Here is a 26,860-nt window from a genome sequence, read left to right on the forward strand (position 1 = left end):
AAGCCGATTTCAGGCAGGAACCCCATGATGGACGCCTTCGAACTTCCCCGCACCCTGGTCCAGTCCCTTCAACACCGCGCCGCGCAGACCCCGGACCAGGTCGCCCTGCGCTTCCTGGCCGAATCCGCCGCAGACAGCGTTGTGCTCAGTTACCGCGACCTCGACCAGCGCGCCCGCACCATCGCCGCCGCCTTGCAGGCCAATGCGGCATTGGGCGACCGTGCGGTGCTGTTGTTCCCCAGCGGCCCGGATTACGTTGCGGCGTTCTTTGGTTGCCTGTACGCCGGGGTTATCGCGGTGCCGGCGTATCCGCCGGAGTCGACCAAGCGCCATCATCAGGAGCGCCTGCTGTCGATCATCAGCGATGCCGAGCCGCGCCTGCTGCTGACCATCGCCAGCCTCGCCGACGGCCTGGCGCAGATCGAGAACGCGCCGCCGGTGTTGAGCGTCGATACCCTGCAGACCACCGGCAATTGGGTCGAACCCGAGCTGCACGCGCACGACATCGCCTTCCTGCAATACACCTCCGGCTCCACCGCACTGCCTAAAGGCGTGCAAGTCAGCCACGGCAACCTGGTGGCCAATGAAGTGCTGATCCGTCGCGGCTTTGGCATTGATCTGAACCCGAATGATGTGATCGTCAGCTGGCTGCCGCTGTACCACGACATGGGCCTGATCGGCGGCTTGCTGCAACCGATCTTCAGTGGCGTGCCCTGTGTGTTGATGTCGCCGGCGTACTTCCTCGGCCGGCCATTGCGCTGGCTGGAAGCGATCAGCGAATACGGCGGCACCATCAGCGGCGGGCCGGATTTCGCCTATCGGCTGTGCAGTGAGCGGGTCAGTGAAACCGCGCTGGAACGTCTGGATTTGAGCAAGTGGCGCGTGGCGTATTCGGGCTCCGAGCCGATCCGCCTCGACACCCTGGAACGCTTCGCCGAAAAGTTCGCGGTCTGTGGTTTCACGCCGAACAATTTCTTCGCCTCCTACGGGCTGGCCGAGGCGACCTTGTTCGTCGCCGGTGGCTGCCGTGGTCAGGGCATCCCCGCGTTGCGTGTGGATTCGCAGGCGCTGGCCGCCAACCGTGCCGAACCGGGGCAGGGCAGCGCGATCATGAGCTGCGGCACAAGCCAGCCGGAGCATGCGGTGCTGATCGTCGATCCGCACACCCTCACCGAATTGCCCGACAACCGTGTCGGCGAACTCTGGGCCGCCGGCCCCAGCATCGCCCACGGCTACTGGCGCAACCCCGAAGCCAGCGCCAAAACCTTCGTACAACACGCCGGCCGCACCTGGCTGCGCACCGGCGACCTGGGCTTTATCCGCGACGGCGAGGTGTACATCACCGGCCGCCTTAAAGACCTGCTGATCGTGCGCGGCCACAACCTGTATCCGCAGGACATCGAGCAGACCGTCGAGCGCGAAGTCGAAGTGGTGCGCAAAGGCCGGGTCGCGGCGTTCGCAGTGAATCACCAAGGCCTGGAAGGCATCGGCATCGCCGCAGAAATCAGCCGCAGCGTGCAGAAAATCCTGCCGCCCGAGGCCTTGATCAAAGCGATTCGCCAGGCGGTGGCCGAGGCGTATCAAGAAGCCCCGAGCGTGGTGGTACTGCTCAACCCCGGCGCGTTGCCCAAGACCTCCAGCGGCAAGGTGCAGCGTTCGGCCTGCGCGCTTCGTCATGCCGATGGCAGCCTCGACAGCTACGCGCAGTTCCCGGATCTGCAAGCCCAGGCCAGTGACGCGCTGCTTGAATCCGAGCTGCAAAAGCAGATTGCCGCGATCTGGTGCGAGCAGTTGCAGGTCGCAACGGTCGCGGCTGATGACCATTTTTTCTTGCTCGGCGGCAACTCCATCACCGCCACCCAGGTGGTCGCGCGCCTGCGTGAAACCCTGGGCCTGGAGCTGAACCTGCGCCTGCTGTTCGAAGCGCCGACGCTCTCGGCGTTCGCCGCCAATGTGGCGCAGCTACAGCAAGACGGCGGCATTGCCCAGGGCGCGATCCTTTCCTTGTCACGCCAGGACGAGCTGCCGCAATCCCTGGCACAGAACCGCCTGTGGATCACCTGGCAACTGGACCCGCACAGCAGCGCCTACACCATTCCCGGCGCCCTGCGGTTGCGCGGCGAGCTGGACGAAGATGCCGTGCGTGCGAGCTTCCAGCAATTGATCCAGCGCCACGAAGCCTTGCGCACACGCTTCTATGAGCGCGATGGCCAAGCCTTCCAGCGCGTCGAGGCCAACACGGGTTTCGAGCTGCAAGTGATCGACCTCAGCGACCTGCCAGCCGCCGAACGCGAAGCCCGTGCGCAGCAGATCCGCGAAGACGAAGCCCGCACCCAGTTCGACCTGGAAAAAGGCCCGCTGCTGTGGGTGACGCTGGTGCGCCTGGACGATGAAGATCACCAACTGCTGGTAACTCTGCACCACATCATCGCCGACGGTTGGTCGCTCAACATTCTGATCGACGAATTCTCGCGCCTTTATGCCGCCGCGATCCAGGGCCAAAGCCTGGAACTGCCGCCACTGGCCCTGCAATACGCCGACTACGGCAGCTGGCAACGCCAATGGCTGGCCGAAGGCGAAGGCCAGAGGCAATTGGCCTATTGGCAGGCGCAACTGGGTGATGAGCACCCGACCCTGAGCCTGGCCACCGACCATCCACGCGCTGCGCAGCGCATCAACAGCGCCTCGCGCCATAGCGTGCGTCTGAACGCAGCGCTCAGCGAAGCCATTCGCCAGGCGGCTCAAGCCCATGAGTCCACCCCGTTCATGTTGCTGCTGGCGGCGTTCCAGAGCCTGCTCTACCGCTACAGCGGCCAGCGCGATATCCGCATCGGCGTGCCCAACGCCAACCGTCCGCGCCAGGAAACCCAAGGCCTGATTGGCTTCTTCATCAACACTTTGGTGCTGCGCGCCGAACTGGACGGGCGCCTGCCATTCAATCAGCTGTTGGCTGCCACGCGCCAGGCTGCACTGGGCGCCCAGGCCCACCAGGACCTGCCCTTCGAACAACTGCTGGAAGCCTTCCCCCAGGCCCGCGAACAAGGCCTGTTCCAGGTCATGTTCAACCACCAGCAGCGCGACTTGAGCGCCTTGCGCCGCTTGCCGGGCATGCTTGCCGAAGAGCTGCCATGGCACAGCCGCGAAGCCAAGTTCGACCTGCAACTGCACTCTGAAGAAGACCGCAACGGGCGCCTGAGCCTGGCGTTCGACTACGCCGATGAGCTGTTCGACAGCGCGACCATCCAGCGCCTGGCCGAGCACTTCATCAGCCTGCTGCATGCGGTGTGCGAGCAGCCGGAGCAAGCCATCGGCGACCTCAAACTGATGCACACAGACGAGCAGCAGCCATGGAGCGAAGCTCCGTGTGCCCCGGCCCGGCAGTGGCTGCCCGAACTGCTCGGCCAACAGACTTCGGACAGCACCGCGCTGGTCTGGCAAGGCGGCAGCCTGACCTTCGCCCAACTGCACACCCAGGCCAATCGCCTGGCCCACTACCTGCGTGACAAAGGTGTCGGCCCGGATGTGTGCGTGGCCATCGCCGCCGAGCGTTCGCCGCAGCTGCTGATCGGCCTGTTGGCAATCATCAAGGCCGGTGGCGCCTATGTGCCGCTCGACCCGGATTACCCCGCCGACCGCCTGGCCTACATGCTCAAGGACAGCGGCGTGCACCTGTTGCTGACCCAAACCGCACTGCTTGAACTGCTGCCGGCCACCGAAGGCGTGTGCGTGATTGCCATGGACAGCCTGCACCTGGACAGCTGGCCGACCCAGGCGCCGGGCCTGCATTTGAACGGCGACAACCTCGCTTATGTGATCTACACCTCCGGCTCCACCGGCCAGCCCAAAGGCGTGGGCAATACCCATGCGGCGCTGGCCGAGCGCTTGCAGTGGATGCAGGCCACCTATCAACTCAACGACACCGACGTGCTGATGCAAAAGGCACCGATCAGCTTTGACGTGTCGGTGTGGGAATGCTTCTGGCCGCTGATCACCGGCTGCCGCCTGGTGCTGGCCGGCCCTGGCGAGCATCGCGATCCGCACCGCATCGCGCAGTTGGTACAGGAACATGGCGTGACCACGCTGCACTTTGTGCCGCCGCTGTTGCAGCTGTTTATCGATGAGCCGTTGGTGGCCGAGTGCACCAGCCTGCGGCGTCTGTTCTCCGGCGGTGAAGCCTTGCCTGCCGAGCTGCGTAACCGCGTGCTGGCGCAGTTGCCGGCGGTGCAACTGCACAACCGGTATGGCCCGACCGAAACCGCGATCAACGTGACCCACTGGCATTGTCACGCCGAGGATGGCGAGCGCTCGCCCATCGGCCGTCCGCTGGGCAATGTGATCTGCCGCGTGTTGGATGAGCAGCTCAACCCGTTGCCGGCCGGTGTGCCGGGCGAACTGTGCATCGGTGGCATCGGCCTGGCGCGCGGTTACCTGGGCCGCGCCGGGCTAACCGCCGAGCGTTTTGTCGCCGACCCGTTGGGCGAGCCCGGCACACGCCTGTATCGCACCGGTGACCGCGTGCGTTGGAGCGCCGATGGCGTGCTCGAGTACCTGGGCCGCCTCGATCAACAAGTCAAATTGCGTGGCTTTCGTGTAGAACCCGAAGAAATCGAAGCCCGGATGCTGGCGCTGGACGGCATCGCACAAGCCGTGGTGCTGGTGCGTGATGCACAACTGATCGGCTACTACACCGCGCATGCGCAGCTTAACGAGCAAGCGGTAAAAACCGCCCTGGCCGCCGAGTTGCCGGAGTACATGGTGCCCGCATTACTGATGCGCCTGGACGCCATGCCCCTGAGCCCCAGCGGCAAACTCGACCGCCGGGCCTTGCCCGAACCGGTGTGGCAAACCCGTGAACACATCGAGCCTGCAACGCCGCTGCAACAACAAATTGCCGCGATCTGGCGCGAGGTGTTAGGCCAGCCACGTATCGGCCTGCGCGACGACTTTTTCGCCCTGGGTGGCCATTCGTTGTTGGCCACGCAAATCATCTCGCGCACCCGCCAGGCCTGTGACGTCGAATTGCCGTTGCGCACCTTGTTCGAAGCCAGCGAGCTGGGTGCGTTTGCCGAGCAAGTCGGCTTGATCCAGGCCTCTGGTCAACGCAATCAGCAAACCGCTATTGCCAGGGTCGACCGCAGCGCGCCGGTGCCATTGTCCTATTCCCAACAACGCATGTGGTTCCTCTGGCAGATGGAACCCGACAGCCCGGCCTACAACGTCGGCGGCATGGCGCGCCTGCGCGGCGTGCTGGATGTGGGGCGTTTTGAGGCCGCGTTGCAAGCCTTGATCATGCGCCACGAAACCCTGCGCACCACCTTTCCGAGCATCGATGGCGTGGCGTACCAAAAGGTCGCGGCGCAAACCGGCATGCGCATGGACTGGCAGGATTTCTCCGCGCTCAATGAAACCGAGCGTCAGCAGCGCCTGCAAGATTTCGCCGATCAGGAAGCTCACACCCCGTTCAATCTGGAAACCGGGCCGCTGTTGCGCGCCTGCGTGGTCAAGGCTGGCGAGCAGGAGCACTACTTCGTGCTGACCCTGCACCATATCGTCACCGAAGGCTGGGCCATGGACATCTTTGCCCGTGAACTCGGCGCGCTGTACGAGGCGTTTATCGACGAGCGTGACTCGCCGCTGGCGCCACTGGCGGTGCAATACCTGGACTACAGCGTATGGCAACGCCAGTGGTTGGAGGCTGGCGAGCGCCAGCGCCAACTGGACTACTGGACCGCACAGCTGGGCCACGAGCATCCGTTGCTTGAACTGCCCGCCGACCGCCCACGCCCGCCGGTGCAAAGCCATCAGGGCGAGCTGTACCGCTTTGACCTGAGCGATGACTTGGCCGCTCGCGTGCGTGCCTTTAACGCCGAACACGGCCTGACGTTGTTCATGACCATGACCGCCACTCTGGCGGTGTTGCTCTACCGCTACAGCGGCCAGACCGACCTGCGCATCGGCGCGCCGGTCGCCAACCGCATTCGCCCGGAAAGCGAAGGGCTGATCGGTGCGTTCCTCAACACCCAGGTGCTGCGTTGCCAGCTCAATGGGCAGATGAATGTGGCCGAGTTGTTCGAGCAGGTGCGCCATACCGTGATCGAAGGCCAGTCGCACCAGGACCTGCCATTCGATCATCTGGTGGAAGCCCTGCAGCCACCGCGCAGCGCGGCGTATAACCCGCTGTTCCAGGTAATGTGCAACGTGCAGCGCTGGGAATTCCAGCAGAGCCGCCAACTGGCGGGCATGACCGTCGAGTACCTGGTCAACGATGCGCGGGCGACCAAGTTCGACCTCAACCTGGAAGTCACCGACCTCGACCATCGCCTGGGTTGCTGCCTGACCTACAGCACCGACTTGTTCGACGAGCCGCGTATTGCGCGGATGGCCGCACATTGGCAAAACCTGTTGGAAGCGTTGATCGCCAATCCGCAACAGCGTCTGAGCGAGTTGCCCTTGCTGACCGCCACTGAGCAGCGCGCCTTGCAGAGCAGCCTGGGTATCGAGGCGGGTGAACACCGCCTGGACCAGTGCATTCACCCGCTGTTCAGCCAACACGCTTTGGCCCGCCCCGATGCACCAGCGTTGACCTTTGCCGGGGTGACGCTCAGCTACCGCGAACTGGATGAGCGCGCCAACCGCCTGGCGTGGATGCTGCGTGAGCGCGGCGTTGGCCCGCAGGTGCGGGTCGGCCTGGCGCTGCCGCGCTCGCTGGAAATGGTCATCGGCCTGCTGGCGATCCTCAAGGCCGGCGGCGCTTATGTGCCGCTGGACCCGGAATACCCGCTCGACCGCCTGCACTACATGATCGAAGACAGCGGCATTGGCCTGCTGCTCAGTGATGCGGCGATGTTCGAAGCCCTTGGCGAATTGCCGGCGAAGGTCGCGTGCTGGTGCCTGGAAGATGACTTGCCGGTGTTGGCCAACTACCCCGCCGACGCGCTGCCCCTTATCAGCCTGCCGCAACATCAGGCGTACCTGATCTACACCTCCGGCTCCACCGGTAAACCCAAAGGCGTGGTGGTGTCCCACGGTGAAATCGCCATGCATTGCCAGGCCGTGATCGAGCGCTTTGGCATGCGCGCGGATGATTGCGAGCTGCACTTTTATTCCATCAACTTCGACGCCGCCACCGAGCGTTTGCTGGTGCCGCTGCTCAGCGGTGCGCAGGTGGTGTTGCGCGCCCAAGGCCAGTGGGATGCCGAAGAAATCTGTGCGCTGATCCGCGCCCATGGCATCAATATCCTCGGCTTTACCCCCAGCTACGGCAGCCAGTTGGCGCAATGGCTGGCAACCCAGCAGCAGACCTTGCCGGTGCGCATGTGCATCACCGGCGGCGAGGCGCTGACCGGCGAGCACTTGCAGCGGATTCGTGCGGCGTTCCAGCCCGAGCTGTTTTTCAACGCCTATGGCCCGACCGAAACCGTGGTGATGCCGCTGGCCAGCCTGGCGCCGGAGGTGTTGGAAGAGGGCGCCGCCAGCGTGCCGATCGGCAGCATCATCGGCGCTCGCGTGGCCTATATCCTCGACGCCGATCTGGCGCTGGTGCCCCAAGGCGCGACGGGTGAGTTGTATGTGGGCGGCGCCGGTCTGGCCCAGGGTTATCACGAACGCCCTGGCATGACGGCCGAGCGGTTTGTCGCCGATCCGTTTGCTGCCGATGGCGGCCGTTTGTACCGCACCGGCGACTTGGTGCGCCAACGCGCCGACGGCCTGGTGGAGTACCTGGGCCGTATCGACCATCAAGTGAAGATTCGCGGTTTCCGTATCGAACTGGGCGAAATTGAAACCCGTCTGCTGGAGCACGCAGCCGTGCGCGAAGCCGTGGTGCTGGCGCTGGATTCAGCCAGTGGTAAACAGCTGGCGGCCTATCTGGTCAGCGACGCCGACCCTGCCGCCTTGCGTGATGCACTCAAGGCGCACCTCAAGGCGCAACTGCCGGACTACATGGTGCCTGCTCACCTGATCGTGCTCGACAGCATGCCGCTGACCGCCAATGGCAAACTCGACCGCCGCGCCTTGCCGCAACCGGACCCTGAGGCCAATCGCCAAACCTACGTGGCGCCACGCAATGAGTTGGAGCAAAGCCTGGCGGCCATTTGGTGCGCGGTGTTGAACGTGCAACAAGTCGGCCTGGACGATAATTTCTTTGAGCTGGGCGGCGACTCGATCCTGTCGATCCAGGTGGTCAGCCGTGCGCGGCAGGCCGGGATTCATTTCAGCCCACGGGATTTGTTCCAGCACCAAACCGTGCAAACCCTGGCCGCTGTGGCCACGCGTAGCGAACAGGTGACTGCCGAGCAAGGCCTGCTCACCGGCAGTTCGGGGCTGACGCCGATCCAGCACTGGTTCTTTGCTACCGAGATCCCCAACCGTCAGCACTGGAACCAGGCATTGCTGCTCAAGCCACTGCAATTGCTGGCGCCCCATCGCCTGGAGCAAGCGCTGCTGGCGGTGCTGGAGCATCACGACGCCTTGCGTCTGAGCTTCTCCAAGCGCGACGCACACTGGCATGCCGAGCACTTGGCCGTGCCCCAAGGCGGTTTGCTGATGCAGGCGCAAGTGCGCGACATGCAGGATTGCACCGCACTGTTCACTGACACTCAACGCAGCCTGGACCTTGAGCATGGCCCACTGTTACGGGCTTTGCTGGTGGACGGCCCGCAAGGCCAGCAACGCCTGCTGATCGCGATTCATCACCTGGTGGTGGACGGCGTGTCGTGGCGCGTACTGCTGGAGGACCTGCAAACGGTTTATCGCCAACTGAGCGACGGCCAGTCCGTCAGCCTGCCGGCCAAGACCTGCGCATTGCGCGATTGGGCGGCGCGCTTGCGCGCTTATGCCGGCAGCGAGTCCCTGCGTGAAGAGTTGAGCCTGTGGCAAGACCAACTGGCCGGTCCTGCGGTGGAACTGCCAGTGGCGCGTCCACAGGGTTCGCTGCGCAACCGCGAGGCTGAAACCGTCAGCGTGCGCCTGGGTGCCGAACACACCCGCCAGTTGCTGCAACAGGCGCCGAGCGCGTATCGCACTCAAGTCAACGACCTGCTGCTGACCGCCTTGGCCCGCGTGCTGTGCCGCTGGACGGGGCACGCCTCGACCTTGATTCAACTGGAAGGCCATGGCCGTGAAACCCTGTTCGATGAAATCGACCTGACTCGCAGCGTCGGCTGGTTCACCAGTGCTTACCCGCTGCGCCTGACACCGCACGCCGGGCAGGGCGAATCGATCAAGGCCATCAAGGAACAACTGCGCGGTGTGCCGCACAAAGGCCTGGGTTATGGCGTGCTGCGTTACCTGGCAGACGATCAGTGCAAGCAGGCCGTGGCCGAGCTGCCGACGGCGCAGATCACCTTCAACTACCTCGGCCAGTTCGACCAGAGCTTCGGCGCCGATGCACTGTTCCACCCACTGGATGAGTCGGCTGGCCTGGCCCACGACCCGGATGCGCCGCTGCCCAATGAGCTGAGTGTCGACAGCCAGGTGTATGGCGGTGAGTTGCTGCTGCGCTGGACCTTCAGCCGTGAGCGCCATGACCCGCAGACCATCCGTGAACTGGCGGGGGCGTACTTGAGCGAGCTGCAAAGCCTGATCGCGCATTGCCTCAACGACGAGGCGGGTGGCCTGACGCCGTCCGACTTCCCGCTGGCGCACCTGACTCAAACGCAGCTCGACAGCTTGCCGGTGCCGGCCAACGTCATTGAAGACGTCTACCCGCTGACGCCGATGCAGGAAGGCCTGCTGCTGCACACCTTGCTGGAACCGGGCACCGGCCTCTATTACATGCAGGACCGCTACCGCATCAACAGCGCTCTGGACCCCGAGCGTTTCGCCCAGGCCTGGCAGGCGGTGATCGCCCGGCATGAAGCCTTGCGTGCGTCGTTCTGCTGGAACGTCGGCGAGGACATGCTGCAGGTGATCCACAAGCCGGGCAACACGCCGATCGAGTACCTGGATTGGAGCCATGACCCCGAAGCCGAGCAGGAGCCGCGCCTGCAAGCCTTGCTCAAGGCCGAGCGCGAAGCCGGTTTTGATCTGCTCAACCAGGCGCCGTTCCACCTGCGCCTGATCCGCGTGGGCGAGGCGCGCTACTGGTTCATGATGAGCAACCACCACATCCTCATCGATGCCTGGTGCCGCTCGTTGCTGATGAATGATTTCTTCGATATCTACATGGCCTTGGGCGAGGGCCGCGATGCACAATTGGCCACGCCGCCACGCTACCGTGATTACATCGCCTGGCTGCAACGCCAGAACCTGAATGAAGCGCGTCAGTGGTGGCAACAGAACCTGCAAGGCTTCGAGCGCACCACGCCGATCCCGAGCGACCGGCCGTTCCTGCGTGACCACGCAGGTCATAGCGGCGGCATGGTGGTGGGCGATTGCTACACCCGCCTGGATGCCCGCGACGGTGCGCAATTGCGCGAACTGGCCCAGGCCCATCAACTCACCGTCAACACCTTCGCCCAGGCGGCGTGGGCCTTGGTGCTGCGCCGATTGAGCGGTGATCGAGACGTGTTGTTCGGCGTCACGGTGGCCGGGCGCCCAGTGGAAATGCCCGAGATGCAACGCACCGTCGGCCTGTTTATCAACAGCATCGCGCTGCGGGTGAAACTGCCGGAAGACGACCAGCCTTGCAGCGTGCGCCAGTGGCTGAGCAACTTGCTCGACAGCAATATGCAATTGCGCGAATACGAATACCTGCCGCTGGTGACTATCCAGGAACACAGCGAACTGCCCAAGGGCCAGCCGCTGTTCGACAGCCTGTTTGTGTTTGAAAATGCGCCGGTGGAAGTCTCGGTGCTGGACCGTGCGCAAAGCCTGAACGCCACCTCGGATTCCGGCCGCACCCACACCAACTTCCCGCTGACGGCCGTGTGTTATCCGGGCGATGACCTCGGCTTGCACCTGTCCTACGACCAGCGTTATTTCGATACAACCACCGTGCAAGGCATGCTCGGCGAGTTCAAGCGCTTGCTGCTGGCGTTGGTGCAGGGCTTCCATGGCGACATGGCGGACTTGCCGCTGATCGGTGAGCAGGAGCGGGCGTTCCTGGTCGACGGCTGCAACCAGAGCGAGCATGACTACCCGCTGGAGCGCAGTTACGTCGAGTTGTTCGAAGCGCAGGTGGCGCAGCATCCGCAGCGCATCGCCGCCAGTTGCCTGGACCAGCAATGGACCTACGATGAATTGAACCGCCGTAGCAACGGCCTGGGCTACGCGCTGATCGAGGCCGGTGTCGGGCTGGATCAACCGGTGGCGCTGCTGGCCGAGCGTAACCTGGATTTGCTCGGCATGATCATCGGCAGCTTCAAGGCCGGTGCCGGTTACCTGCCGCTGGACCCAGGCCTGCCCAGCCAGCGCCTGAGCCGCATCATCGACCTGAGCCGCACGCCGTTGCTGGTGTGCACCGAGGCGTGCCGCGAGCAGGCGATTGAATTGCTGGACGGCACCGACTGCCAGTTGCTGGTCTGGGAAGAAGTGCCTGGCCGTGGGCAAAACCCGGGCATCTACAGCACGCCGGATAACCTCGCCTATGTGATCTACACCTCCGGCTCCACGGGGTTGCCCAAAGGCGTGATGGTGGAACAGCGCGGCATGCTCAATAACCAGTTGAGCAAGGTGCCGTATCTGCAACTGAGCGAGGCAGATGTGATCGCGCAGACCGCTTCGCAGAGCTTCGATATTTCCGTGTGGCAGTTCCTCGCCGCGCCGCTGTTTGGCGCGCGGGTGGATATTGTGCCGAACAGTATCGCCCACGATCCGCAGGGTTTGCTGGCGCATGTGCAGGCCCAAGGCATCACTGTGCTGGAGAGTGTGCCGTCGCTGATCCAGGGCATGCTCGCTCAAGAACGCATGAGCCTGGATGGCTTGCGCTGGATGTTGCCGACGGGTGAAGCCATGCCGCCGGAGCTGGCGCACCAGTGGTTGCTGCGTTACCCCGAGATCGGTTTGGTCAACGCTTATGGCCCGGCGGAGTGCTCGGATGACGTGGCGTTCTTCCGCGTTGACCTGGCGTCGACCCGTGGCACGTACCTGCCGATTGGCGCGCCAACCGACAACAACCGCTTGTACCTGCTCGATGGCGCGCTGGAGCTGGTGCCGCAAGGTGCGGTGGGCGAGTTGTGTGTGGCAGGCACGGGCGTAGGGCGTGGTTATGTCAGCGACCCCTTGCGCAGCGCCCAGGTGTTTGTGCCGAACCCGTTTGGTGCGCCGGGCGAACGGCTGTACCGCACCGGCGACCTGGCGCGTCGCCGCAGCGATGGCGTGCTGGAATATGTCGGGCGTATCGACCATCAGGTGAAGATTCGCGGTTACCGCATCGAATTGGGTGAAATCGAAGCCCGCCTGCATGAACAGCCAGAAGTGCGGGATGCGGCAGTCGGCGTGCAGGAAGGCGTCAACGGCAAGCATTTGGTGGGTTACCTGGTGGCGGCCGATGAAGCCTTGAACCCAGGTGAGCGCATGGACCGTATCAAGCAACGCCTGCGCGCGCAATTGCCGGAATACATGGTGCCGCTGCACTGGTTATGGCTTGACCGCTTGCCGCTGAACGCCAATGGCAAGCTGGACCGCAACGCTCTGCCGGCCCTGGAGATAGGCCAACTGCACAGTCAGGACTACCTGGCGCCGCGCAACGAACTGGAAGCTACCTTGGCGGCGATTTGGGCTGAGGTGTTGAAGGTCGAAAGGGTAGGCGTGCAGGACAACTTCTTCGAGCTGGGCGGGCATTCATTGCTGGCCACACAGATTGCCTCGCGGGTGCAGAAAACCCTGCAACGGGATGTGCCGCTGCGGGCGATGTTCGAATGCAGCACGGTGGCGGAGTTGGCCGAGTATATCGACGGGCTGGCGGCCAATCAGATCAGTGCGGAGAAGGTCGATCGGTTGAGTGATTTGATGGCGGAGTTGGAGGGTTTGTAATCTTCGCTGACTGTGCGGGCCTCATCGCAGGCAAGCCCGCTCCCACACTTGAATGTATTCACAATTCAAAAGGTGGGAGCGGGCTTGCTCGCGTATGCGTCGGCCCTGGCGCCGCTTATTTAGGCCCGAGAATCTTCACCAGCTTGTCCGGCGACGGCGCGCCTTGCTGTTGCTGCAAGCCGCCCTTGTCATCGCGATAGAAAATTGCCGGCGTCGCCGACAGTTCCAGCTCTTCCATCAACTTCATATTGGCATCGAGCTTGGCTTCGATATCTGCCGGGATCTTGTCCAGTGCCTGCAATTTGCTGCCCTTGCCGGCGGCTTCGTGTGCTTCCAGGGCTTTTTGCGGGTCTTTGGCGGCCAGCAGCGCGGCGGATTTGCCTGGGCTGTCTTCGCGAATGATGCCGACCATGATGTGGCGCAATTGCACCTTGCCGGCCTTGACCCACGGGCGTGCCTGTTCCCAGAACATGTTGCAGTACGGGCAGTTGGGGTCACTGAACAGGTAGACGATGCGCGGTGCGTTTGTGTCGCCGTCCTGGATCCAGTTGCTGTGTTCCATCTTGGCCCAGACTTCCTTGGCCATCGGCGCGTACACCAGTTTTTCCAGTGGCGCGCTGCTCAGGTCATTGCCTTGGGCGTCGTACAGGTTACCGGCCAGCACACTTTTGCCGTCGGCGGTCAGGTACAGGGCCATGCCACGGTTCTGGTATTGCGCGGCGTAGCCGGTGAGGCCGCTGGGCGCGTCGAACTTGCCGAGGATCTTGGCACCCTTGGCTTCGATCTGTTTGATCGGCGCCGGCCAGTCTTCGGCCTGGGCCAGTGTGGCCGCAAGCGTCAGCGGCAGCAGGGTCAGCAGGTGGCGGAGTCTTGGCATGTCGGTTTCCTTGTGGCAGCAGGGGCAGTGTCGAAGGGTTCCATGGCACGGGCCAGGCTGGCCTGGGACAACTCGCCCAGGTGGCTGTTGATCAGGCGCCCATCGGCTTGGTAGAACAGGGTTGTCGGCAAGGCCATCGAACCCACGGCCTGGCCGAGGCGGCCGCTGGCATCAAACAGCACGTTGTCGAGGGTCAGGCCCTGGGTGGCGAGAAAGGTGCTGACGCTTTGCATGCTTTCGGCCTGGTTGACGAACAGGAAGGTCACGTCCGGGCGTTGGTGTTGCGCGCGCTCCAGCACCGGCATTTCGCGGCGGCACGGCGGGCACCAGGTGGCCCAGAGGTTGATCACCAGCGGGCCGCCTTTGTAGTCGGCCAGTTGCACCACGTCGCCATTGGCGTTGCGCAAGGTGATGTCCGGCAGTTGTGCGCCTTTGTCGTAGAGGCTCAGGGACACGCTGGTCAGGCCCCAGAACACCAGCCCGGTGACCACCCCGGCACTCAGCGGAGTGCGCATGGCCGGGCGGCGCCAGCCGTAGAACATGGCGCCCAGCACCAGGGCGATCACGCCGGGCCAGGCCAGGAAACCGCCGTCGCGCAGGTCGACCATTTGCAGGGGGTCGTGGCTGTAGTCGCTCCAGTACATCAGTACAAAGCTTAAGCGTGCCACCAGCATGCCCAGCAAAAACAGGCTGAACAGCACCGATTCGGGGTTTTCACCGCCACGCTTGGCCACGCGCCAACCCACCAGCGTGGCGAGGATCAGCGCGCTGATCAGCAGGATGTGATTCAGGGCGATGGCGAACGTACCGATGGTCAGGGTCAGCATCAGCGCGCGTCTCGGGTTTGCGTCCAGCGTTGCAGGAAGGCGGCGGCATCCACTTCGCCGGTGATGCGTTGGGCGCGACGTTCTTCACCGTCCGGGCCGATCCACACGAAGCTCGGTGGCCCCGGCACCTTGTAGCGCCCGAGCAGCTCGCGGCTGGCGGCGTTGTCGGCGGTGACGTCCAGGCGCAACAGGCGCACGTCTTTGAGGGCGTCCATTACTTGGGGTTGGCCGAAGACTTGTTTTTCCATGATCTTGCATGACACGCACCAGTCGGCGTAGTAGTCCACCAGCACCCATTGGCCCTGGGCCTTGGCGCTGTCGAGCTGGCTTTGCAGCACGGCCGGGTCGTTGATGGTCATGAAGGCGTCGTGGGCGCTGGGCGCAGCAGCCATCTTCGAGCCGCTGTAGACCTTCAACGGTTGCCACAGGTCGTCGCTGCCACCGGCCGCGCCCACTACCAGCACTGCGCCCCACAGGCCCAGTACCAGGGAACCGGCGCCGAATACCTTGGCCGCCAGCCCGTATTCGCGGGCCAGGGTCCAGCCGCAGTAGGCCATCACCAGCGCCAAGACGCCCCACAGGCCGAGCCACAGGCTTTCGCCGACCACCGGGCGAATCATCAGCACGGCGGTGCCGAGGAACAGGAAACCGAAGATACCCTTGAGCACGTTCATCCAGGTGCCCGGTTTGGGCAGGAAACGGTTGCCCACCGTCACCAGCAGCAACAGCGGAATACCGATGCCGATACCCATGGCGAACAGGATCAAACCGCCGTGCAACGCGTTGCCGCTCTGGGCGATATACAGCAGGGCGCCGGCCAGTGGTGCGGTCATGCACGGGCCGACCAACAGGCCGGACAGCGCACCGAGAATCCCGGCGCCGACCAGGCTGCCGCCGCTTTGCTGGCGGCTGACGTTATCCAGACGGTCACGCAGGAAGGCCGGCAGTTGCAGTTCAAAGAAGCCGAACATCGGCAAGGCCAGAATCACAAACAGCGCGGCAAAACTGCCAAGGATCCACGGCGTTTGCAACAGGGCGGCAAGGTTGCCGCCCAGCAGCGCGGCCAGTACGCCGAGCGCCGCATACACCAGCGCCATGCACACCACGTAGCTGCTGGCCAAGGCAAAGCCACGACGCGGGCTGGCGCCGCTGCCCACCACCAAGCCGGCGAGGATCGGCAGCATCGGCAGCGAGCACGGGGCAAATGCCAACAGCAGGCCCAGGCCAAAGAACACCAGCAGGCTCCAGCCCAGGCTGCGCTGTTGCAGACCGCTGGCCAGGCTTTGGTCCTGGGCTTGCGCGGTGGCCGCTACGGCCGGGTTGCCGCCCAGGTCCACGGTGATTGATTGCGGCGGGTAGCACAGGCCCGCATCGGCGCAGCCCTGCCAGCCCAGCTTGACCTGCCCGCTGGCACCGGCCGGGATCTTCACTTCGAGGCCCTGGCGGTACACTTGCTGCTCGCCGAAGAACTCATCGCTGTGGGCTTCGCCTTGGGGCAGCACGGGCTTTTCGGCCAGGCCGTCGAACTTCATGCGTTGCTGGTAAAGGTAATATCCGTCGGCAATCTGCCAGTACAGCTGGGTTTCGCCGCTTTCAAGACGTTCGGAGGTAAAGGTGAACGCTTTGCCCACCGGCAGGAAATCGGGTTTGGTCTCGAATGGATTGCCCGGCGCGGCCTGGGCGAACCCTGCGAATAACACCAGCAGAAAGGTAAACAGATGCCGCATGGTCAAGCCTTAGTTCGATGCAAGTTAGGCACACAATGTGTGGTGTTGATTAACCGATGATTAACCGGGCGCTATTCTAAACTGAGCCTGTCGGTTTTCACGGCATAATCGGCGCTTAATCCGCCCAACCTTTAATTCCCCCATCTTTCATGAAGGGTTAACCATGCACGTACTGGTCTGTGAAGACGACGAACTGATCGCCAGCGGCATTGTGGCCGGGCTTGGCGCCCAGGGTTTTACCGTCGAGCGCGTGGCCTCGGCCGCCGCCGCACGCGCGATGCTCAAGGCCGCCACGTTCGACATCATGGTGCTCGACCTGGGCTTGCCCGATGAAGACGGCCTCAAGTTGCTGCAACAACAGCGCAGCCAGGGCCTGGAAATCCCGGTGCTGATCCTCACCGCCCGCGACTCGGTTACCAACCGTGTCGACGGCCTGCAAGCCGGTGCCGACGACTACCTGCTCAAGCCCTTCGACCTGCGTGAACTGGCCGCACGCCTGCAAACATTGCTGCGTCGGGTGGCGGGGCGCCGGGTCAACCTGATCGAACATGGCCAACTGGCCTACGACCCCAGCAGCCGCGAGACCTTCCTGGCCGGCCAGCCGGTCGACCTTTCACGTCGCGAGCAAGCCTTGTTGCAGGCCCTGTTGCATAACAAGGGCCGCGTGCTGTCCAGCGAACAACTCAAAGACAGCGTCTACGGCTTCAACGACGAACTGGAAAGCAACGCCCTCAACGTGCACATCCACCACCTGCGGCGCAAATTGGGTAACGGCATCGTCGAAACCGTGCGCGGCCTGGGTTATCGCCTGGGCACGGCGGATGGGGGAGAGGACGCGTCGTGATGAGTTTGCGCCTGCGCCTGACGTTCAAGTTGGGCGCTGCTTTTGTGCTGATCTGGGTCCTGGCTGCCGCCTGGATGCTCAACGATCTGCGCAACCAGATGATGTTTTCCCTCGACCAGCGCCTGGTGGCATCGGCGCGCATGGTGGCCGGGCTGACCGAGCAAATGCCGGGTCTGGCCAGTGTGAGCGGCGCGCCTACGCATTTGCGCACTGAACAACTCAACGTACCAGGCGGCATGGCCTGCCAGGTCAGCTCCCTGCGCGGGGAAATCCTGGCGCGCAGCCACATGACCCCCGACGAGGGCCTGGAGTCACGCAAAAGTGGCTTTCGCGACCAGATTATCGACGGTGTGGGCTGGCGCAGCTTCACCTTGTCCCGTGGCGACCTGCTGATCACCACCGCCGACCGCCAGGTGGAGCGCGAAGCCTTGAACCTGTCGATCCTGCTGGCGGCTTCGGTGCCGGTGGGCGTGGCCCTGCTGGGTTGCCTGTGCCTGTTGTGGCTGGGCATCGGCCAAAGCCTGCTGCCCCTTAACCGCATGCGCGATGCCTTGATGCGCCGCAGTGCCGATTCCCTTGAACCGCTGCAGATTCACCCGCTGCCCAGCGAATTGAAGCCGCTGCTCGACACCCAGAACCAGCTGTTGCAGCGCATCGCCAAGACCATTGAGCGCGAGCGCCGCCTGACCGGCGATGCCGCCCACGAACTGCGCAGCCCGCTGACGGCGATCAAGACCCACCTGCAAGTGGCCCGCATGACCGACGGCGCGGCCCGCGACCAGTCCCTGGCCCACGCCGAAGAAGGCGCCGACCGCTTGCATCGCACCCTGGAGCAATTGCTGCTGCTGGCGCGGGTCGAGGGCAGCCTGTCGTTTGACGATGGCTTGCAATCAAGCGCCGAACAAGTGGCGCGGCTGGCGATTCAGGATGCCAATGCGGGTGATAACCGCCGTATCGACCTGATCCTGGCGCAAGACCTCACACAATCCCCGGTGGAAATGCCGGTGGCGTTGGCGGTAGCGGCCCTGCGCAACCTGTTGGATAACGCGTTGCGCCATACGCCGTGTGACACTCGCGTGGAGCTGAGCGTGTTCACCAGCGCCGACACCGTGGTGTTTCGCGTGCGCGACCATGGCAAACAGATTTCTGCCGAAGACCTGCAATACCTGACCCAACGTTTCTGGCGCAACGGCAGCAGTGAAGGCTGTGGCTTGGGGTTGGCGATAGTGCAGGCCATCGTGCAGCGTTGCTCCTGCTCGCTGAAATTCGACAGCCAGGCCGATGGCCTGCGGGTCGATCTGGGGATGCCGCTGCGACGCTGAGGACTTTTCTTCAAGCACTAAATAATTACCGCCAGCCTGAAATTGATCCCTTCAGGATGGCGGTAATTTTTTTGCGTTTGAACGGGCTGAATGACTCAGCCTGTATTGAAAAGGACGGTTCTTATGTTGGTGATCGACAGCAGTTTCCCCGCTAAAGATTTTAATCAACGCAATGGCGAGGCTGTGCGGCAGGTGATCCTGCATTACACCGCGGCGCCCTTTGCGTCGTCTTTGCGTACCCTGACCCAAGGTGGCGTCAGCGCTCACTATTTGCTTCCTGACCCTGATGAAGCCAGCTATGGCGCTGCCGGTTATGACGAACTGCGGGTGTTTCGCCTGGTGGACGAGGACAAACGGGCCTGGCATGCCGGGGCGAGCCATTGGGGCGGGCTGGATAACCTCAACAACCGTGCGATTGGCATCGAGATCGTCAATTTGGCGCGCGATGATGCCGGGGTTTTTACCTTCCCCGACTATGGCCGGGAGCAGGTTGATACGTTGATCGCGTTGGTTCGCGACATACTTGGGCGTTATCCGCAGGTGGGGCCTCTGGATGTGCTCGGGCATTCGGATGTGGCGTATTGGCGCAAGAGTGATCCGGGGCCTCGGTTGCCTTGGCGGTGCTTGTTCGAGGCCGGGATCGGCGCCTGGTTTGATGAGATTACGCGCAGGATGTACCAGCGACGGTTTTGTCTTGGGTTGCCGCCGGAAGTAGAGGTGGAGCGCGCATTTCAGCGGTGCGGGTATAAACCGGCCTGGAACCGGCAGGCGTTTGAATGGAGGACGCGGGCGTTTCAGATGCACTTTCGGCCGCGCGATTATGGTGGGGTGTTGGATGGCGAGACGTGTGCGATTTTGTATGCGTTGAATGAGCGGTATAGAGGGATCTGTTGATCGTTCCTGCGCTCCGCGCGGGAATGCCGCCTGGGACGCTGCGGGTCCCGCTTTCGATCAAAAACCACAACAAGCCTAAATCCCCCCAGCGCTGGTGCGTTTCCAGAACATGAAATCCGCACATACGCGGATCGCCCGTTTGGTCACCCCTACCCGCGTATTGAGGGATCGAGAGATGTCAGTCGCTACCAGCCGTATCGAAGACGCACCGGTGCATGCAGGCGCAGCACCGGTGGAAACGCTCTACCACTTCGAAGAAACCCCGTTGCTGGCCCGCCAGCGCCAGCAAGAGTCCAACGCCCGCAGCTACCCTCGGCGTATCCCGCTGGCGCTCAAGCGGGCCAAGGGCATCTACGTGGAAGACGTTGAAGGCCGTAGCTTCATCGACTGCCTGGCCGGTGCTGGCACCTTGGCATTGGGCCACAACCACCCGGTGGTGATCGAAGCCATTCAGCAGGTGCTGAGCGACGAGCTGCCACTGCACACGCTCGACCTCACTACGCCAGTCAAAGACCAATTCGTCCAGGATCTGTTTGGCCTGTTGCCGGCAGCGCTTGCGCAGGAAGCGAAAATCCAGTTTTGCGGCCCCACCGGCACCGACGCGGTGGAAGCCGCGTTGAAGCTGGTGCGCACCGCCACCGGTCGCAGCACCGTGCTGTCGTTCCAGGGCGGTTATCACGGCATGAGCCAGGGCGCGCTGAGCCTGATGGGCAGCCTGGGGCCGAAAAAGCCCTTGGGCGCTCTGCTGGGTAATGGCGTGCAATTCTTGCCGTACCCCTATGACTACCGCTGCCCATTCGGCCTGGGCGGCACGGAAGGCGTGCGGGTCAACCTGCATTACCTGGAAAACCTGCTCAACGACCCGGAAGCCGGCGTGCTGTTGCCAGCGGCGGTGATTGTCGAGGTGGTACAGGGCGAGGGCGGCGTGATCCCGGCCGATCTTGACTGGTTGCGCGGCCTGCGCCGCATCACTGAACAGGCCGGTGTGGCCTTGATCGTGGATGAAATCCAGAGCGGTTTCGGCCGTACCGGCAAGATGTTTGCCTTTGAACACGCCGGCATCATCCCGGATGTGGTGGTGATGTCCAAGGCCATCGGCGGCAGCTTGCCGCTGGCGGTGGTGGTGTATCGCGACTGGCTCGACACCTGGCTGCCGGGCGCCCATGCCGGGACTTTCCGGGGTAACCAGATGGCGATGGCGGCAGGCTCGGCGGTGATGCGCTACCTCAAGGAACACGACCTGGCCGGCCACGCGGCAGCCATGGGCGAGCGCCTGGCTGAGCACCTGCGCATCCTGCAGCGCGACTTCCCGCACCTGGGCGATATTCGTGGGCGCGGGCTGATGCTGGGCGTTGAGCTGGTCGACCCCAACGGCACGCCCGATACCCAGGGCCACCCGCCGGTGCATCGCCAACTGGCGCCGCTGGTGCAGCGCGAATGCCTCAAGCGTGGCCTGATCCTGGAGCTGGGCGGCCGGCACGGCAGCGTGGTGCGTTTCCTGCCGCCGCTGGTGATCACCGCCGCTGAAGTCGACCGCGTGGCCGAGATCTTCGGGCGCGCCTTGGCGGCAGCCGTCGCCAGCCTCTAATTTTTAGCGGGCCTGGTACGTTTCTACAGATATCAGCGCTGCGCGTGGTGCGCAGCCAGTTTTTTAGCGATGGAGAACAGCAATGACCTCAGTATTTGACCGCGACGACATCCTGTTTCAGGTAGTGGTCAACCACGAAGAACAGTATTCCATCTGGCCCGACTACAAAGTGGTGCCCGAGGGCTGGCGCACCGTGGGCAAGAGCGGCATGAAGAAAGAGTGCCTGGCTTACATCGAAGAAGTCTGGACTGACATGCGCCCGCTGAGCCTGCGCCAGAAGATGGATGGCGCTGCGCTGGCCGGCTGACACACCCCATATCAACTGTGGGAGCGGGCTTGTGTGGGAGCGGGCTTGCTCGCGAATACGTCGGATCAGTCAATATTTGCGTTACCTGATACACCGCATTCGCGAGCAAGTCGAATCGTCGCACCGCCGCTCCCACATAAACCTTACTGCGGTGTGTTGGTATACAGGTAATCCGTCGCCAACGACGCCAGCGTCCGCACCCCCACCACCAACGCCGACTCATCCACGAAGAACCCCGGATTATGGTTCGGCGCCGCTTTGCTCATGTCCTGATCCCTCGGCGTCACGCCCAGAAACACAAACAGCCCCGGCGCTTCCTTGGCGTAGAACGAGAAGTCCTCGGCGCCGCCCACCAGTGGGCCTTGCACCACATCATCCTTGGCCGCCCAACGCAGGCTTGGCAGCATTTTCTCGGTGAGTGCGGGGTTGTTGATGGTCGGGTCGTATTTTTCGATGATCGTGACCTCGGCCTTGGCACCGCCGCTTTCGGCGATTTTCTCCACGGTCTGGCGCACGTCCGCGTGCAGCTTCTGGCGAATGCCGTAGTCGTAGGAGCGGATGGTGCCGCTCATGTCCACCGACTCGGGGATGATGTTGTAGCGGGTGCCGCCATTGATGGTACCGATGCTCACCACTGACGGAAATGACGAGATGTCGGTGCGCCGACTCACCACGGTTTGCAAACCGACAATGGCCTGTGCACCGACGGTGATCGGGTCGATGCCATCCCACGGGCGGCCGGCGTGGGTCTGTTTGCCGAGGATCTTGATGCGCAGGTCATCGGAGCTGGCCAGGGTCGGGCCCGGCCGATAGGCGATCTGCCCGGCAGGCACACCGGCCCAGACATGCAGGCCGAACACCGCGTCCGGCTTGGGCGCTTTCATCACGCCTTCCTGCACCATCATTTTCGCGCCCCAGGTGTTTTTGCCGTCGGGGATAAAGTCGCTCGGGCCTTCTTCGGCCGGCTGGAAATAAAACACCACGGTGCCGGGCAGGCGCTCGCGCATACCAGTAAGGATTTTCGCCGTGCTGAGCAAAATGGCGGTGTGGGCGTCGTGGCCGCAGGCGTGCATCACGTCGACTTCCTTGCCCAGGTAGGTGCCTTTGGCTTTGGAGGCGAAGGGCAGGTCGGCGACTTCCTTGACCGGCAGCGCATCCATGTCGGCGCGCAGGGCCACGGTCGGGCCGGGCCGCGCACCTTTCAAGATGGCGACGACGCCGGTGCGGGCCACGCCGGTTTTGACTTCAAGGCCCAGGTCGCGCAGTTGTTTGGCGACCAGTTCGGCGGTGCGGGTTTCGGTATTGCCCAGCTCGGGGTGGGCGTGGATATCGCGGCGGGTTTCCAGCAACGCCGGTTCGAGGATTTTGGCCTGGGTGGCGATTTCTTCCCGGGCACTCTCCAGGTCATTGCCCTGGCCATTGCTGGCGGCAATCACCGCGCTGCTGGCGAGCCCGCACAGCATGCCGAAAACCCATTGGTGTGTCAGACCGTTCAAACGCATACAGACCTCTCCTTGTTTATTGTTGTTGATCTTTCTCCTGCACCGTACCGGCGGTCACCACCTGCACGCTCAGGCGCGGTGTCGCCAGGTCCAGCCCGGCTTCATCCAGCTGGCGCTTGAGTGACAGGTTGAACGCCCGCGACACTTCCCACTGCTTGATCGGCGCGGTCTTGAAGCGCGCCCGCAGGATCGCGCTGCCGGACTCAAAGCTTTCCACGCCCTGAATCTCCAGCGGCGACCAGATATTGCGGCGTTGCAGTGGGTCGTTGCGCATTTTCTGGCCAACATCACGCATCAGTTTGATGGCGTCGTCGATTTCCATGTTGAAGGGGATCGCTACCCGGAAGATCGCGTAGCCGAACTCCCGCGAGTAGTTCTTGATGCTCTTGATTTCGCTGAACGGGATGGTGTGCACGATGCCGTCGATGTCGCGCAGGCGCACGGTGCGGATGGTCAGGCCTTCGACGGTGCCGAGGTGGCCGCCGACATCCACGTAGTCATCAATCGCCAGGGAGTCTTCGATGATGATGAACAGGCCGGTGATCAAGTCGGCTACCAGCGACTGTGCGCCGAAACCGATGGCGATACCGATTACACCGGCACCGGCCAGCAGCGGCGTGACGTTCATGCCCATGTTGGCCAGGGCGACGATGGCGGCGATGATAAAAATGGTCACGAACAGCACGTTGCGGATCAGCGGCATCATGGTCTGCGCACGCGCATTGGCCAGGCCTTTGCGCGAGCGGGTGAGGGCATGGTGGATCGCGGTGTCGCTGAGGATCCAGATCAACCAGGCAAACAGCAGCGTGCCGCCCAGGCCGAACAGTTTGACGCTGACTTCATGGCCGTCACCTTCGGTGAAGCGAATCATCGACAGGCCCCACACGCGCAGGCCCAGCTCGATAAACACCAGCCACACCATCAGATGGGCCAGGGTGTAGACGAAGCTTTTCAGGCGTTCGGAGTACAGCGCGTGGCGCTTGTGCCCACGTTGCGGCTTGAGCGCATGGCGGCGCACCAGCCCGTTGATCACCATGCACAGCACCAGCAACACCGTGCACAGCAGCGATTGGCGCAGTGCGGTGCTGGTGTCGCCGGCCGACAGGAAGGTGGCGAACAGCGAGATACCCACCAGCAACAGCGCCGGGATGTACCAGAAGGAGCCGATAATCGAGAGCGTGTCGGTGAGGGCGCGGCGTGTGAGGCGGCGTGACAGCGGCTGGTTACGGATCAGGTGCGCGATCGGGCGGCGGAAGCGCAGGATAAACACGCCGGTGGACAGCGCCGCCATCACATTGGCGACGGTCGCGGCAGTGTGAGCCAGGTGCGGGCCAAGCGCCGCAACCAGCCTTGGGTCGCTCAAGGCTTCACCGAAGGCGGCAAAGCTGCCGATCCACCACAGCGGGCGAAAGGCCTGATGACGCAGGATATACAGCGCCCGGTGACGGTGCGGGCCATCGAGCACCGAGAAGGCAATCACGCAGATGGCCGAGAAACAGGTGCCGACCACCAGCGCATAGGCCAGCACCATCGCCAGGGACTTGCCCAGGGACGAAGGCAACGCGTAGCTGAGGTAAACCGTGATGATCAACGCAATCATCCATGGCCCCAATTTACGCAGGGCGAAACGCACCATGTCCCAGGTACGCGGGTGTTGCGGCAGCTCTTCGGGCAGGCCGAAACGTTCACGTACGCGGTGGCTGAGCCAGATCAGCGCGGCGGCCAGCAGGCTCCACACTGCCAGGATCACGGCAAAACCGAAAATGATCGGCAGCCATTCGGTGGCCGGCAGCATCAACGCCGTGAGTTCATCCTTGGCCAGGTCGACCTCGTTGGACCAGCGTCCCAGTGGGCTGTCGGCCCCGGAAAACTGGGATTCAAGCTCGGCCAGGGTGCTGCCGATCAGGCCGAGCACGCCTTGTTCGGCCGCGGGCTGGGCTTTTCGCGTGGCTTCGCGCAGCTTCTTCAGGTCGCTCAGCAGCTGGGTGCGCTGCTGGTCGTTTTCCAGGGTCTTGATCACCTCGTCCAGCGACTGGCCCAGTGGCACATCGGCCTGGGGCTGGGTCTTGTTGGTGCTGCCCAGCAGGCCGGGCAGGCTCACGGCCTGTGCTGGCGCAAGGGGCAGCAGCGTGAGCAGGGCGATCAGAAAATAGCAGGGCAGGGCAAACAGACGGGAAAGCACGAGGCGGTCAACCTTGAAAACGACGAATTGACCGAGTGTACGAGGCCGCTATGCCCAATGCGAGTGCATTTGTTATTCCGCGAGTTTGGCGAGGATCTTGTAAACCACAGTGCCGAGAATCAACAGCATGCCGATCCACATGCCAAACACACCCACGGGCTTGTCGCGAAAGTTGAAGCCGGTCGCGAGCAGGATCATGCCGATGATGATGGGAATGAGCATGGCGTGGAACGAAGACATGGAGATCATGGGGCGACGGCCTTGTCGGAGTGGGAATACTGACAAGTCTAGGTCGGATTATGCAAAGTGGCAGTGATATGGGTCAGGTTTATACAAAACCAACGGTGGGAGCGGGCTTGCTCGCGAATACGGTGTGCCAGTTACAGATAAATTAACTGACACTGCGCTTTCGCGAGCAAGCCCGCTCCCACAGTTTTGACCGCATTCAGCCCCAGAGGTCAGGGCAAATCGCGACTCGCATAAAACGCACCCAACACCTTCACCAGGTGCGCCAGATCATGGCTGCCACACAGCTCACGGATCGAGTGCATGGCAAACGTCGGCAAGCCGATATCCACGGTGCGCACGCCCAGGTGGCTGGCGGTGATCGGGCCGATGGTCGAGCCGCAGCCCATGTCGCTGCGCACCACAAAGCTCTGCACCGGCACTTCCTGGGCCATGCACAGATGGCGGAAGAACCCGGCGGTTTCGCTGTTGGTGGCGTAGCGCTGGTTGCTGTTGACCTTGATCACCGGGCCGGCGTTGAGTTTCGGGCCATGGTTGGCGTCGTGCTTCTCGGCGTAGTTGGGGTGCACGCCGTGGGCATTGTCTGCCGAGACCAACAGTGATTTCTGAATGGTGCGTACGAATTCCTCACCTTCCGGTAGAAGACGGCGCAGGGTCTGTTCCAGCATCGGGCCATCGGCGCCGCAGGCCGAGCAGGAGCCGACTTCTTCGTGGTCGTTGCACACCAGCACGCAGGTTTCGTCGTTTTCGCTGGTGAGCAAGGCTTGCAGACCGGCGTAGCACGACAACAGGTTGTCCAGGCGCGCCCCGGCGATGAAGTCGCCATTGAGGCCGATCACCGCAGCACTTTGTGTGTCGTAGAAACTCAGCTCGTAGTCGAGCACCACATCGGCGTTCAGGCCGTGCTCGCGGGCGAGTTGCTCCGTGAGCACGGCGCGGAAGTCCACCCGCTCGTCACCGGCAAACTGCGCAAGGATCGGCGGCAGCTCGGTCTGGGCATTGATCGCCCAGCCCTGGTTGGCTTCACGGTTCAGGTGAATGGCCAGGTTGGGGATGATGGCAATCGGCAACTTGAAGTCGATCAGTTGGCTCTCGACCTTGCCGTCGCGGCGGAAGGTCACGCGGCCGGCCAGCGACAGGTCGCGGTCAAACCACGGCGCCAGCAGCGCGCCGCCGTAGACTTCCACGCCCAACTGCCAGAAGCCCTGGCGTTGCAGCTCCGGCTGGGGCTTGACCCGCAGGCACGGGCTGTCGGTGTGGGCGCCGACCATGCGGATGCCGTCTTGCAGCGGCGAATGCTTACCGAGCTTGAAGGCGATGATCGAGGAGTCGTTACGGGTGACGTAATAGCGCCCGTTGGCCTCGGTGGCCCAGGTTTCGCGCTCGTCGAGCCGCTGGTAACCGGCCGCTTCCAGGCGCTGGGCGAGGGCGGCAGTGGCATGAAAAGGAGTAGGGGAGGCCTTGAGGAAGTCGATCAGGCCTTGATTCAACGCTTCGCGCATAAATAGCTCCAGACAGCAATGCGCGGAGTTTACCGTCCGATGGCGAGAACTGCACATAACAAAATGTGGGAGCTTGGTTCCGTCCGACAGCGAAGCTGGAGCCGGCTTTTTGGGGGCGCTTCGCACC

At 63.3% G+C, this 26,860-nt stretch carries 13 protein-coding genes; 6 read left to right on the forward strand and 7 right to left on the reverse strand.

Annotated features, from left to right (window positions below):
* Nucleotides 1-24: 24 nt before the first annotated feature.
* Nucleotides 25-12,915, forward strand: coding sequence for a non-ribosomal peptide synthetase (locus QF043_RS07580; RefSeq protein WP_307418017.1), 12,891 nt, complete (start codon nucleotides 25-27; stop codon nucleotides 12,913-12,915).
* A gap of 115 nt (nucleotides 12,916-13,030) precedes the next feature.
* Here the strand turns inward: QF043_RS07580 and dsbG are convergent, their stop codons facing one another.
* Genes dsbG through dsbD form a run of 3 tightly spaced genes read right to left on the reverse strand, consistent with a single transcriptional unit; the run spans nucleotide 13,031 to nucleotide 16,346 of the window.
* On the reverse strand, nucleotides 13,031-13,792 hold the full coding sequence (gene dsbG / locus QF043_RS07585; protein ID WP_307418018.1) for a thiol:disulfide interchange protein DsbG: 762 nt from the start codon (nucleotides 13,790-13,792) through the stop codon (nucleotides 13,031-13,033).
* Nucleotides 13,768-14,619, reverse strand: a complete 852-nt coding sequence (locus tag QF043_RS07590) for a TlpA disulfide reductase family protein (RefSeq protein WP_307418019.1) — start codon at nucleotides 14,617-14,619, stop codon at nucleotides 13,768-13,770. Before QF043_RS07590 ends, dsbG begins: the two co-directional genes overlap by 25 nt.
* Complete coding sequence (gene dsbD, locus QF043_RS07595; protein ID WP_307418020.1) at nucleotides 14,619-16,346, reverse strand: protein-disulfide reductase DsbD; 1,728 nt, start codon at nucleotides 16,344-16,346, stop codon at nucleotides 14,619-14,621. Before dsbD ends, QF043_RS07590 begins: the two co-directional genes overlap by 1 nt.
* 163 nt (nucleotides 16,347-16,509) lie before the next feature.
* On the opposite strand from dsbD, the gene QF043_RS07600 reads away from it, so the two are divergent.
* The 5 genes from QF043_RS07600 to QF043_RS07620 all read left to right on the forward strand — a co-directional run bounded on the left by QF043_RS07600 (nucleotide 16,510) and on the right by QF043_RS07620 (nucleotide 21,301).
* Nucleotides 16,510-17,190, forward strand: coding sequence for a response regulator transcription factor (locus tag QF043_RS07600; protein ID WP_017134987.1), 681 nt, complete (start codon nucleotides 16,510-16,512; stop codon nucleotides 17,188-17,190).
* Nucleotides 17,190-18,512 (forward strand): ATP-binding protein, encoded by a 1,323-nt coding sequence (locus QF043_RS07605; protein ID WP_307418021.1) that lies wholly within the window; start codon nucleotides 17,190-17,192, stop codon nucleotides 18,510-18,512. The genes QF043_RS07600 and QF043_RS07605 overlap by 1 nt, the downstream gene beginning before the upstream one ends.
* A gap of 123 nt (nucleotides 18,513-18,635) precedes the next feature.
* Nucleotides 18,636-19,406, forward strand: coding sequence for an N-acetylmuramoyl-L-alanine amidase (locus tag QF043_RS07610; protein WP_307418022.1), 771 nt, complete (start codon nucleotides 18,636-18,638; stop codon nucleotides 19,404-19,406).
* A 175-nt stretch (nucleotides 19,407-19,581) separates the two neighbouring features.
* Nucleotides 19,582-20,994, forward strand: a complete 1,413-nt coding sequence (locus QF043_RS07615) for an aspartate aminotransferase family protein (protein WP_307418023.1) — start codon at nucleotides 19,582-19,584, stop codon at nucleotides 20,992-20,994.
* A gap of 82 nt (nucleotides 20,995-21,076) precedes the next feature.
* The gene (locus tag QF043_RS07620; RefSeq protein WP_056861093.1) at nucleotides 21,077-21,301 is read left to right on the forward strand and encodes an MbtH family protein; all 225 of its coding nucleotides are present in this window, start codon (nucleotides 21,077-21,079) and stop codon (nucleotides 21,299-21,301) included.
* 143 nt (nucleotides 21,302-21,444) lie between these two features.
* Here QF043_RS07620 and QF043_RS07625 read toward each other — a convergent pair whose 3' ends face one another.
* From QF043_RS07625 to QF043_RS07640, 4 genes are all read right to left on the reverse strand, one after another.
* Complete coding sequence (locus QF043_RS07625) at nucleotides 21,445-22,803, reverse strand: amidohydrolase (RefSeq protein WP_307418024.1); 1,359 nt, start codon at nucleotides 22,801-22,803, stop codon at nucleotides 21,445-21,447.
* A gap of 16 nt (nucleotides 22,804-22,819) precedes the next feature.
* Nucleotides 22,820-24,985, reverse strand: coding sequence for a mechanosensitive ion channel family protein (locus tag QF043_RS07630; protein WP_307418025.1), 2,166 nt, complete (start codon nucleotides 24,983-24,985; stop codon nucleotides 22,820-22,822).
* Between the two features lie 72 nt (nucleotides 24,986-25,057).
* The gene (locus tag QF043_RS07635) at nucleotides 25,058-25,234 is read right to left on the reverse strand and encodes a hypothetical protein (protein ID WP_164488409.1); all 177 of its coding nucleotides are present in this window, start codon (nucleotides 25,232-25,234) and stop codon (nucleotides 25,058-25,060) included.
* Nucleotides 25,235-25,443: 209 nt separating this feature from the next.
* Entirely contained in the window at nucleotides 25,444-26,733 is a 1,290-nt protein-coding gene (locus QF043_RS07640; protein WP_017137857.1) for a M18 family aminopeptidase, read from the reverse strand.
* Between the last annotated feature and the right edge of the window lie 127 nt (nucleotides 26,734-26,860).

It is taken from the genome of Pseudomonas sp. W3I7, assembly GCF_030816095.1.
Taxonomy (GTDB): Bacteria; Pseudomonadota; Gammaproteobacteria; order Pseudomonadales; family Pseudomonadaceae; genus Aquipseudomonas; species Aquipseudomonas salomonii.

Bases quoted from the DNA above. Each gene is read 5' to 3' on its own strand.
- QF043_RS07580 (WP_307418017.1), top strand. From the start codon at position 25: ATGATGGACGCCTTCGAACTTCCCCGCACCCTGGTCCAGTCCCTTCAA.
- dsbG (WP_307418018.1), bottom strand. From the start codon at position 13,792: ATGCCAAGACTCCGCCACCTGCTGACCCTGCTGCCGCTGACGCTTGCG.
- QF043_RS07590 (WP_307418019.1), bottom strand. From the start codon at position 14,619: ATGCTGACCCTGACCATCGGTACGTTCGCCATCGCCCTGAATCACATC.
- dsbD (WP_307418020.1), bottom strand. From the start codon at position 16,346: ATGCGGCATCTGTTTACCTTTCTGCTGGTGTTATTCGCAGGGTTCGCC.
- QF043_RS07600 (WP_017134987.1), top strand. From the start codon at position 16,510: ATGCACGTACTGGTCTGTGAAGACGACGAACTGATCGCCAGCGGCATT.
- QF043_RS07605 (WP_307418021.1), top strand. From the start codon at position 17,190: ATGAGTTTGCGCCTGCGCCTGACGTTCAAGTTGGGCGCTGCTTTTGTG.
- QF043_RS07610 (WP_307418022.1), top strand. From the start codon at position 18,636: ATGTTGGTGATCGACAGCAGTTTCCCCGCTAAAGATTTTAATCAACGC.
- QF043_RS07615 (WP_307418023.1), top strand. From the start codon at position 19,582: ATGTCAGTCGCTACCAGCCGTATCGAAGACGCACCGGTGCATGCAGGC.
- QF043_RS07620 (WP_056861093.1), top strand. From the start codon at position 21,077: ATGACCTCAGTATTTGACCGCGACGACATCCTGTTTCAGGTAGTGGTC.
- QF043_RS07625 (WP_307418024.1), bottom strand. From the start codon at position 22,803: ATGCGTTTGAACGGTCTGACACACCAATGGGTTTTCGGCATGCTGTGC.
- QF043_RS07635 (WP_164488409.1), bottom strand. From the start codon at position 25,234: ATGATCTCCATGTCTTCGTTCCACGCCATGCTCATTCCCATCATCATC.
- QF043_RS07640 (WP_017137857.1), bottom strand. From the start codon at position 26,733: ATGCGCGAAGCGTTGAATCAAGGCCTGATCGACTTCCTCAAGGCCTCC.